Source organism: Bacteroides sp. RTP31139st1_H2_RTP31139_211217 (assembly GCF_040227615.1).
Taxonomy (GTDB): domain Bacteria; phylum Bacteroidota; class Bacteroidia; order Bacteroidales; family Bacteroidaceae; genus Bacteroides; species Bacteroides uniformis.
The window spans coordinates 26,239-36,171 of record NZ_JBCNZM010000027.1; the positions used below are offsets into that span (position 1 = coordinate 26,239).

A 9,933-nucleotide genomic window follows, 5' to 3' on the forward strand; every position below is an offset into this window, starting at 1 on the left:
TTATTCCAGCTCCTCCAATATCTTCTTAACATCAATTGGTTGCAGCCTTCCGTACACCTTTTCGCCAATCATCACTACGGGTGCCAGTCCGCAGGCGCCTACGCAACGCAGGCAGTCGAGGGAGAACTTGCCGTCCGGAGTCGTTTCGCCCACTTCAATGCCCAGCACGCGTTTGAACTCTTCGAGCAGTTTCTCCGAACCACGCACGTAGCAGGCGGTACCCATACACACGGAGATGGGATGCTTCCCCTTGGGCAGCATCGTAAAGAAAGTATAGAACGTCACCACGCCGTACACGCGAGATACGGGAATACCCAGTTGGGCGGCAATGATACGCTGCATCTCTTCGGGCAGGTAGCCGTGCAGGTGCTGGGCTTCGTGGAGTATATTGATAAGTTCGCCGGGCTGGTTGCCATGCTTGTCACAAATGGCACGCACTTGTTTGACAACGTCACAAGCCAATTTTATTTCTGACATAGTTCTTCTGTTTTTTAGCGGTTAATCCATAGACTTGTTGAAGTAGTGTGTATGCAGCAGATGTTCCGCGGTTTCACTGAGCGGCTTGCCCAGATACTCTTCATACAGTGTCTTGATATAGGGGTTCTCGTGCGACTTCCGCAACGGTTTGTTGGCGTCCTCGCGATACAGCGCATTGGCACGTGCATAGAGCACGTCCGAATTGCCGTGGTGCAGCGGTTGGCCGCCACCGCCGATACAGCCGCCGGGACAAGCCATGATTTCAATTACATGATACTCGTTGTGCCCGTTGCGGATGTCCTCCAGCAGATGGCGTGCATTGCCCAGACCGTGGGCGATGCCTACTTTCAGTTCAAAGCCGTCCAGGTCGATGGTGGCGCGGCGTACACCGGCGAGTCCGCGCACTTGCTCAAAGTTTACATTATCCAGCGTCCGTCCCGTATAGATTTCGTAGACGGAGCGCAAGACTGCCTCCATCACGCCGCCGGTAGTGCCGAAGATAACGCCTGCACCCGTTGAGGCTCCCATCGGCAGGTCGAACTCTTTATCGGTCAGCAGTGTGAATCCTATGTTGGCGCGTCGGATGAGGCGTGTCAGCTCGCGGGTGGATATGGAGTAGTCCACGTCGGGATTGCCGTCTGTCTTGAACTCCTCTCGGTCGCATTCGTATTTCTTTGCCAGGCAGGGCATGATGGATACCACTACCAGCTTCTCACGGGGAATGCCCATCTTCTTTGCCCAGAATGTCTTGGCTATGGAGCCGAACATCTGTTGCGGCGAGCGTGCCGTAGAGGGTATGTCGAGCATGTCGGGGAAGTGGTGCTCGAAGAAGTTGACCCATGCCGGACAGCAGGAGGTAAGGATAGGCAGGCGGACGGACTTGTCGCCTTGGAGGTAACGGGTCAGGCGGTTCAGTATCTCGGCTCCTTCTTCCATGATGGTGAGGTCGGCGGCAAAGTCCGTGTCGAACACGTAGTCGAAACCCAGTTCGCGCAGGGCATATACCATCTTGCCCGTCACCAGTGTGCCGGGGGGCAGACCGAACTCTTCGCCCAGGGCGGCTCGTACGGCAGGTGCCGTCTGCACAATGACCACTTTGTCTGGATTGGCAAGGTCCTCGAGCAGGCGGTTGGTATGGTCGCGTTCCGTCAACGCGCCTACGGGGCAGACGGCTACGCACTGCCCGCAGTAGGTGCACTCACTGTCCGTCATCATCTTGTCGAAGGCGGGGGCAATGGTGGTGTTGAATCCGCGGCGGATGGCACCCAGCGCGCCTACGGTCTGCACGTCGTTGCAGACACTCTCGCAGCGGCGGCAGAAGATACATTTGTCCATGTTGCGGACGATGGACGAAGTCACCTCCCGCTTGCGGGGTGATAGCTCGCCGCCGTTGAAGGGCATGGTGCGGATGTTGAAGCGCAGTGCCAGCGTTTGTAGCTCGCAGTTGCCGCATTTGGGGCAGGTGAGGCAGTCGTTGGGATGGTCGGACAGGATGAGTTCGGCAACCACCTTGCGGGCATTCATCACGCGCAGGGTGCTGGTACGCACCACCATCCCCTCCGTACAGCGGGTGGCGCAGGCGGGGGCGAGGTTGCGCCGTCCTTCCACTTCAACCACACAGATGCGGCACGATGCGGGGTTGTTCTTGATGCAGGTACCCTTCAGGTCGATGTGACAAAGGGTAGGGATGTCGATACCTATTTTGCGGGCGGCTTCCAGGATGGTAGCGCCTTCGGGCACGGTGATGTAGTGCCGGTCTATTTGCAGGGTAATTTGTTTCTTTTCCATGGCAATGGGGGATTAGCAGACAGATATGGCTTTGAACTTGCAGCGTGCCATGCACATGCCGCACTTGATGCACTTGTCCGGATTGATGACGTGGGGCTTGCGCACATCTCCCAGAATGGCGTCTGCCGGACAATGCTTGAAGCAGAGGTGACAGCCGATGCACAACTCCGGATTGATGGTGTAGGTGAGCAGTGACTTGCATTGCCGGGCGCGGCAGGTCTTCTCCCTGACGTGCTTCACGTATTCGTCGTAGAAGTTGTTGAGGGTGGAGAGTACCGGGTTGGGCGAAGTCTGCCCCAGTCCGCAGAGGGCGGTGTCCTTTATCACTTGCCCCAGGGTGGAGAGGGTTTGCAGGTCTTTCTCGCTGCCACGTCCTTCGGTTATCTTGTTCAGTATTTCCAGCAGGCGCTTGTTGCCGATGCGGCAAGGGGTGCATTTTCCGCACGACTCCTCTACCGTGAAGTCCAGATAGAAGCGGGCTACGGACACCATGCAGTCGTCCTCATCCATTACAATCATGCCGCCGGAACCCATCATGGAACCTTCAGCAAGCAGGTTGTCGAAGTCTATCGGGGTATCCAGATGCTTCTCCGTCAGGCAGCCGCCCGAAGGACCTCCGGTCTGCACAGCCTTGAACTTCTTGCCGCCTTTGATGCCGCCGCCTATTTCGTAGATTACTTCGCGGAGGGTGGTTCCCATCGGAACCTCTATCAATCCTACGTTATTTATTTTTCCTGCAAGGGCAAAAACTTTTGTCCCCTTGGAGAATTCAGTTCCGATAGTTGAGAACCATTCTGCACCGCGTGTCAATATAATAGGTATGTTGGCAAGCGTCTCCACATTGTTCACGTTGGTGGGTTTGCCCAGATAGCCGGACTCTGCCGGGAAGGGAGGTTTCAAGGTAGGCTCTCCGCGCTTTCCCTCCATGGAGTGGATGAGTGCCGTCTCTTCGCCACAGACAAAGGCGCCTGCGCCATAGCGTATCTCGATGTCGAAGCAGAAGCCGGTGCCGAAGATGTTGTCTCCCAGCAATCCGTATTCGCGGGCTTGTGCAATGGCAGTCTTTAGCCGTTGGATGGCAAGCGGATATTCGGCACGGATGTAGACCAAGCCTTTGGACGAACCTATGGAGTAGCCGCAAAGCGCCATCGCTTCTACAATGGAGTGCGGGTCGCCTTCCATGATGGAGCGGTCCATAAATGCGCCGGGGTCACCTTCGTCGGCATTGCACACCACGTACTTGGTGTCGGCTTGCTGCCGGCTGGCAAGTTCCCATTTCCTTCCGGTGGGGAAACCGCCGCCGCCGCGTCCACGCAGACCGGAGCGCTTTATTTCTTCTATTACCGCTTCCGGCGTACCGTTCAGCAGGCTGTCTGCCAGTGCGCGGTAACCGTTCAAGCCGATGTATTCTTCTATATTCTCCGGGTCGATGAAGCCGCAGTTTCGTAGGGCGATGCGCATCTGCTTCCGGTAGAAGTCCATGTGCTTGGAGTCGCTGACGGCCTTTTCTGTTTTCGGGTCCACATAGAGCAGCCGTTCTATCTTCCGTCCGCCGATGATGTGTTCGCTGACTATTTCTTCCGCATCTTCGGGAGTGACCTGCGTATAGAAGGTATTGTCGGGGATAATCTTAACAATCGGTCCTTTCTCGCAGAAGCCGAAGCATCCGGTGGTGATTACATTTACTTGGTCGGTAATCTTGTTTTTCTCGAGTGCCTGCTGAAGTTTTTCAGCGATGACATGGCTGGCGGATGCCTTGCATCCCGTGCCGCCGCAAATCAGAATCTGCAGATGTTTAGTGCCTGCCGCCAGTCCGCAGCATTGTTCGGCCACTGCTTCATTGCTTTGTTCGCGCAACAGAAGTGCGTTTTCTGCCCTCTTCTTGATTGCTTCCAAATCATGGATAGTTAGTACTTTCATTACGTAATAGATTAGGGTCAGAAACAAAGATATGAAAAGCTTTTAGAATAGCAAAAAGAAAGTAGGTAAAGATTAGAATGGGGAAATTTCCCTATTTATATTACATTATGATATTGATTATACTTGTCCTATGAACATAGTAAAGTAGCTCTCGTCTTGTTAATTATGCTTAATATAAGGTACTTTGTAATACAAGGTACTGATATAATACATATATTTGTGTCATACAAGGAACAACAATAGAATGAATGAGGACACTCATTACTCTATTGCGCAGCAAAATAGTAAATCGTAAATTGTCAAATAGTAAATACCATTATGGATGTAAACAATGTAAAGTCGCAAATGCGCAAGGGCATGCTTGAATATTGCATCATGTTGCTGCTTCACAAGGAGCCGGCTTACGCTTCGGATATCATTCAGAAGTTGAAAGAAGCCAGACTGATTGTAGTGGAAGGTACACTTTATCCGTTGCTCACCCGTCTGAAGAACGACGACTTGCTGGGTTATGAATGGATTGAGTCTACGCAAGGTCCTCCACGTAAGTATTACCGGTTGACGGAAAAAGGAGAAGTCTTTCTCGGTGAACTGGAAATGTCCTGGAAAGAGTTGAACGAGACGGTGAATCACATCAGCAATTCTTGAAATGACCACAGAGAATATGCTGCATTCGCCGAATGGTAAATAGTAAATCGTAAATAGTCAAATTGTAAATAAATAGTGTGTTATGAAAAAGACATTAACTGTAAATTTAGGTGGAACCGTTTTTAATATTGATGATGACGCATACCGCCTTTTGGATAATTATCTGAGTAATCTCAAGATACACTTCCGTAAGGAAGCCGGTGCCGACGAGATTGTAGATGATATAGAACGCCGCATTTCCGAACTCTTTGCCGAGAAATTGTCGGCCGGTTCACAAGTAATCACGATTGCCGATGTGGAAGAGGTGATTGCCCGCATGGGAAAGCCGGAGGACATGGAGACGGAAGGAGAGAGCAGCAGTGCCGATGCCGGTAGTACAAATGCCGGAGGTGGTTATGGTGCCGGTGCATGGAGCAGCAATACCGCTTATAGCACTACACGCCGCCGTCTCTACCGCAATCCTGATGACAAGATGCTGGGTGGTGTCATTAGTGGAATGGCTGCCTATCTGGGTTGGGATGTGACTTTGCTCCGTCTGTTGCTGCTTGTCGTCTTGATTTGTGGGGTAGGAACGTTGATACCGGTTTATATCGTATGTTGGCTGATTATCCCGGAAGCCCGCACGGCTGCCGAGAAGTTAAGCATGCGCGGTGAGGCTGTTACGGTAGAGAATATCGGAAAGACGGTGACGGATGGCTTCGAGAAGGTTGCCAATGGGGTGAATGATTATATGAGGTCGGACAAGCCCCGTACTTTCTTGCAGAAGTTGGGAGATACGCTGGTGATGGTAGTCGGTTGGCTGTTGAAAATCTGTCTGGTGATATTCGCCATTATTTGCAGTCCGATACTGTTTGTGTTTGGAGTGGTATTCGTGGCGCTGTTGTTTGCTGCGATAGCGGTGGCTGTTGGTGGTGGTGCAGCTCTCATTTCCCTTTTCCCGATGGCTGATGTGGTACTGCCTACTTCTCCACTGTCTGCCATTGTGATGTACATTGCAGGAATCTTGCTGGTAGGAATTCCTTTGGTCAGCCTTGTGTGGGCCATCTTTAGCCAGATATTCAAGTGGCAGCCGATGAACTCCGGCTTGAAGTGGACGCTGGTTATCCTTTGGATTGTAAGTGCGGCTTGTTTCGGAATCTGTTTTGCGGTGCAGGGGGCTACTTTCCCGGAATTGGGTATCTTTAATTTCTGAGAATAGTAATTTCTTTTTTAATTGATATCGTGTTTGTAGAAATCTGATTTCTATAAACACGATATTTTTTTATTTGGTTGTAATTGGTTGTTATACAGTGAAATATTGCGTTTGGAAAAGGCGTTTTTTAAACGTTCGTTTAATGAACGCAAAGATAACGTGTATTTTTGAATCTCGCAAAATGTTTAATAAAAATATTCTATAAATTTCTTTTTAGTGAGTATAATACTTTGTCAGTAAGCCTGTTGCATTGTATTTCTCTAACTTCTTCCTTTTACTAATTTTTAAGTAATCTTCCCTCTTTAATTTTCTTAAATATTGACGTTCAAAAAACGAACGTCTATTGAACGCTTTTTGCTTGCAATAGATTCGTTTACAGCATTTTACCTGTTAGGTAATGAATGACTGCAAAAAATCTGTTGACAAGAAGGGCATAAAGCTTGTCGTATTCTACATAAAGTGTCCGCAAGTGATTGAATTCCAAGTGTATGCAAGGAATTTAAAGCCCCAGGAGAACACCCTTGTCTGAACAAAAGCATAAAATGGGAATAGAGAAAGAGGCCGAAATCTGGTATGCTATGCGTGCCACCTACCGCAGAGAACCGGATGCCATGCATCTGCTCAAGAAAGAAAACTTGGGCTGTTTCATTCCTATGCAATACAAGATATGTATAAAAAAAAGGAAAAAAGTCCGTGCTCTGGTTCCGGTCGTTCATAATCTGCTTTTTGTCCATGCCCGTCCTTCCGATGTGCAGCGTGTCAAGTCTCAAGTCACTTATCTGCAATATATCACCGATACCCGCAGTGGGCAGAAGATTATTGTCCCAGACGGTCAGATGCAGCGTTTCATTGCCGTATCCGGCACTTACGATGATCATCTTCTTTATTTTCAACCGGATGAATTGAACTTGTCCAAAGGTACCAAAGTCCGGATTACCGGCGGTGAATTTGAGGGGCAAGAGGGGATATTTCTGAAGGTAAAGGGCGCACGTGACCGTCGCGTGGTTATCGAAATAAAAGGTGTCATAGCTGTTGCCATGGCCACTATCCATCCCGATCTTATAGAAGTAATCGGCTGAACTTTAATTTTTAATTTTTAATTCTATAATTGCTTATGTCTCTTTCCGAAGAAGCAATCACTCTTCAGCGTGCTGCGCACGAACTGATGTATTTGGGTATGGACGGCAGTCCCGTCTATAGCGATGACTTGTCACGGCGGAACGGTGAGGTCTACCGTCTTACCATGGCTTTGTACCGGTCGGGTGTAAAAGGCACTACCATCGAAGAGCAGGCAAATGTCTGTCTTGCCCTTCTTATGGGTTACAGCGCCTCTTTTGTGGACCATGGCGAAAAGCAGCGGCATGTCCAGAAAGTGCTGGACTGTTGTTGGGATGTGCTCGATGCCCTTCCCACTTCCTTACTGAAGCTCCGTCTGCTTACCGCCTGCTACGGTGAAGTGTTCGACGAGTCTTTGGCCGACGAAGGCCGTTCCATCATCGCCTCCTGGGATTCCTTATCACTTACTCCCGAACAGCAGGAAGCGGTTGATGAGTTTCAGAATGTGACAGACAATCCCTATCCGTGGGAATATATCGATGAATAAAACTTTTCATTATAATGCTTAACAATAAATCCGTATTGATTACCGGAGGAACGGGTTCCTTCGGAAAGAAGTTTGTGGAAACCATCCTCCGTGATTATCCGCAAGTAAAGAAAATCATTATTTACTCCCGCGATGAGCTGAAGCAATTTGAGCTGAAACAGAAATATCCCGGTCATAAGTATCCGCAACTGCGTTTCTTTATCGGTGATGTCCGTGACCTCGAACGCCTGACGCGGGCTTGCGAAGGAGTGGACGTGATTATCCATGCAGCCGCCATCAAGCAGGTGGATACCGCTGAATACAATCCCGAAGAGTGCATCAAAACCAATGTACACGGTGCGCAGAATGTGATAAAGGCTGCTCTTGCCACCGGTGTACAGCATGTGGTGGCCCTTTCTACCGACAAGGCATGTGCCCCCATCAATCTTTATGGCGCCACCAAGCTCACTTCCGACAAGCTGTTTACTGCTGCCAACAATATCAGCGGTTCCAAGAACATCAGGTTCTCCGTAGTCCGTTATGGCAATGTGATGGGTTCCCGCGGTTCCGTAATCCCTTTCTTTATCAACAAGCGTGACAACGGGGCGAAGGAACTTCCCATAACCGATATGCGCATGACCCGTTTCAACATTTCGCTGGAAGCCGGTGTCGCTTTGGTCATGTATGCCATCGGACATCACCTGGGTGGTGAAATCTTTATTCCTAAGATTCCTTCCTATCATATCCAGGACGTGGCTACCGCCATTGCACCCAATCTGCCGCAGGTGGAAGTGGGCATCCGTCCGGGAGAGAAGCTGCACGAGGAGATGATTACTGTAACCGATGCTCTTGATACAATCGATTTGGGCAGATATTATGTCATTCTTCCTTCCGTATCTTTCAAGCACAGTCGCGAAGAGTTCATCAGACATCACAATGCAGTACCCGTTCCCGACGGTTTCCACTACAGCAGTGACAACAATACGGAGTGGGAGACAGTAGAGACTATGCGCGAGAATATAAAGAAATACGTTGACCCTAATTTCGAGGTGAAATGATAAGCAAGCCTATTCCATACGGTCGTCAGCATATCACAGATGAGGATATCCGGGCAGTCATCGATACCCTGAAAAGCGATTACCTGACACAAGGTCCCAAAATCAGGGAATTTGAAACGAAATTTGCCGAATATGTAGGTGCACAATATGCCGTAGCGGTGAACAATGCCACTTCAGGGCTTCATCTTGCAGCTACCGCACTGAATGTAAAGCCGGGTGACAAGGTGATTGTCACTCCCATGACCTTTGCTGCCAGTGCCAACTGCATCCGCTATTGTGGCGGCGAGGTGGTATTCTGTGATATTGACAAGGATACTTACCTCATGGATATCCGTAAACTCGAAGCCATGCTTAAAGCTTCTCCCCGCGGTACTTACAAAGGTATTGTTCCGGTTGATTTTGCAGGCTATCCTTTGGATCTGGAAGAGTTCAGAAAGCTTGCCGACGAGTACGGCTTGTGGATTATAGAGGATGCCTGCCATGCTCCCGGCGGCTATTTCATGGACAGTAAAGGCAAGAAACAACATTGTGGTAACGGTTGTTTTGCCGACTGTGCCGTATTCTCTTTCCATCCCGTGAAACATATCGCTACGGGTGAGGGAGGCATGGTGACCACCAACAGCAAGGAGCTCTATGACAAGCTTTGTCTTTACCGTACGCATGGCATTACGAAAGACCCTGCTTTATTGCACGAGCATCATGGTGGCTGGTATTACGAGATGCAGGAGTTAGGCTACAATTACCGTCTGACTGATTTTCAGGCTGCCCTGGGTATTTCTCAGCTGGAGCGTGCGAAAGCAGGTCTTGAACGCCGCCATGAAATCGTAAGACGCTATAATGAAGCATTTTCCGGAATAGATGGCATCAAGACTCCATTCAATGCTGCCGATGTCTATCATGCTTATCACCTTTATATCATTCAAGTGGCTGACCGCTTGGGCCTTTATAATTATCTGCACGAGAACAATGTCTATGCGCAGGTTCATTATGCTCCGCTTCATCTGATGCCTTACTATCAGCAGTGGGGCAATAGGAAAGGCGATTTACCTATAGTAGAAGAGTATTACGAACATTGTCTGAGTCTTCCGATGTATCCCACGCTGACGAACGAGGAACAGGAGTATGTGATTAACAAGGTTATAGAATATATAAAACAATGATTACTTCCATTTCTATTGAAGCTATTGAAAAGCAGCTTTTGCAGCAACTTTCCTCTTTTTTCTTCTTGAGTGAAGAAGATGAGATGTTAATAAATATAAAAATGGGGGGGG

General features: G+C 49.4%; 9 protein-coding genes. 6 read left to right on the forward strand and 3 right to left on the reverse strand.

What is annotated here, in order from left to right; genetic code table 11:
• From nuoE to ABUA47_RS06580, 3 genes are read right to left on the reverse strand one after another with little or no spacing between them, the layout of a single operon-like run.
• Nucleotides 1–477, reverse strand: coding sequence for an NADH-quinone oxidoreductase subunit NuoE (nuoE, locus tag ABUA47_RS06570; protein WP_005836594.1), 477 nt, complete (start codon nt 475–477; stop codon nt 1–3).
• A gap of 21 nt (nt 478–498) precedes the next feature.
• Nucleotides 499–2,265 carry an NADH-dependent [FeFe] hydrogenase, group A6 gene (locus tag ABUA47_RS06575; RefSeq protein ID WP_117703935.1) on the reverse strand — a complete coding sequence of 589 codons (1,767 nt, stop codon included), beginning with the start codon at nt 2,263–2,265 and terminating at the stop codon, nt 499–501.
• A gap of 12 nt (nt 2,266–2,277) precedes the next feature.
• Nucleotides 2,278–4,185, reverse strand: coding sequence for an NADH-ubiquinone oxidoreductase-F iron-sulfur binding region domain-containing protein (locus ABUA47_RS06580; protein ID WP_035449255.1), 1,908 nt, complete (start codon nt 4,183–4,185; stop codon nt 2,278–2,280).
• A 318-nt stretch (nt 4,186–4,503) separates the two neighbouring features.
• Here ABUA47_RS06580 and ABUA47_RS06585 point away from each other — a divergent pair, with 318 nt between their 5' ends.
• The 6 genes from ABUA47_RS06585 to pseC all read left to right on the forward strand — a co-directional run bounded on the left by ABUA47_RS06585 (nt 4,504) and on the right by pseC (nt 9,822).
• Nucleotides 4,504–4,830, forward strand: a complete 327-nt coding sequence (locus ABUA47_RS06585; protein WP_009038604.1) for a PadR family transcriptional regulator — start codon at nt 4,504–4,506, stop codon at nt 4,828–4,830.
• An 82-nt stretch (nt 4,831–4,912) separates the two neighbouring features.
• The gene (locus ABUA47_RS06590) at nt 4,913–6,022 is read left to right on the forward strand and encodes a PspC domain-containing protein (RefSeq protein WP_009038603.1); all 1,110 of its coding nucleotides are present in this window, start codon (nt 4,913–4,915) and stop codon (nt 6,020–6,022) included.
• A 542-nt stretch (nt 6,023–6,564) separates the two neighbouring features.
• Complete coding sequence (locus ABUA47_RS06595; RefSeq protein ID WP_035448353.1) at nt 6,565–7,101, forward strand: UpxY family transcription antiterminator; 537 nt, start codon at nt 6,565–6,567, stop codon at nt 7,099–7,101.
• A 35-nt stretch (nt 7,102–7,136) separates the two neighbouring features.
• Nucleotides 7,137–7,625 (forward strand): UpxZ family transcription anti-terminator antagonist, encoded by a 489-nt coding sequence (locus ABUA47_RS06600; RefSeq protein ID WP_035448355.1) that lies wholly within the window; start codon nt 7,137–7,139, stop codon nt 7,623–7,625.
• 14 nt (nt 7,626–7,639) lie between these two features.
• A complete protein-coding gene (gene pseB, locus ABUA47_RS06605) occupies nt 7,640–8,662 on the forward strand; it encodes a UDP-N-acetylglucosamine 4,6-dehydratase (inverting) (RefSeq protein ID WP_022400702.1) in 1,023 nt (340 codons plus the stop codon).
• Nucleotides 8,659–9,822, forward strand: coding sequence for a UDP-4-amino-4,6-dideoxy-N-acetyl-beta-L-altrosamine transaminase (gene pseC, locus ABUA47_RS06610; RefSeq protein ID WP_035448357.1), 1,164 nt, complete (start codon nt 8,659–8,661; stop codon nt 9,820–9,822). The genes pseB and pseC overlap by 4 nt, the downstream gene beginning before the upstream one ends.
• The last annotated feature ends 111 nt before the right edge of the window (nt 9,823–9,933 follow it).

Bases quoted from the DNA above. Each gene is read 5' to 3' on its own strand.
- nuoE (WP_005836594.1), bottom strand. From the start codon at position 477: ATGTCAGAAATAAAATTGGCTTGTGACGTTGTCAAACAAGTGCGTGCC.
- ABUA47_RS06595 (WP_035448353.1), top strand. From the start codon at position 6,565: ATGGGAATAGAGAAAGAGGCCGAAATCTGGTATGCTATGCGTGCCACC.
- ABUA47_RS06600 (WP_035448355.1), top strand. From the start codon at position 7,137: ATGTCTCTTTCCGAAGAAGCAATCACTCTTCAGCGTGCTGCGCACGAA.
- ABUA47_RS06575 (WP_117703935.1), bottom strand. From the start codon at position 2,265: ATGGAAAAGAAACAAATTACCCTGCAAATAGACCGGCACTACATCACC.
- ABUA47_RS06590 (WP_009038603.1), top strand. From the start codon at position 4,913: ATGAAAAAGACATTAACTGTAAATTTAGGTGGAACCGTTTTTAATATT.
- ABUA47_RS06585 (WP_009038604.1), top strand. From the start codon at position 4,504: ATGGATGTAAACAATGTAAAGTCGCAAATGCGCAAGGGCATGCTTGAA.
- pseB (WP_022400702.1), top strand. From the start codon at position 7,640: ATGCTTAACAATAAATCCGTATTGATTACCGGAGGAACGGGTTCCTTC.
- ABUA47_RS06580 (WP_035449255.1), bottom strand. From the start codon at position 4,185: ATGAAAGTACTAACTATCCATGATTTGGAAGCAATCAAGAAGAGGGCA.
- pseC (WP_035448357.1), top strand. From the start codon at position 8,659: ATGATAAGCAAGCCTATTCCATACGGTCGTCAGCATATCACAGATGAG.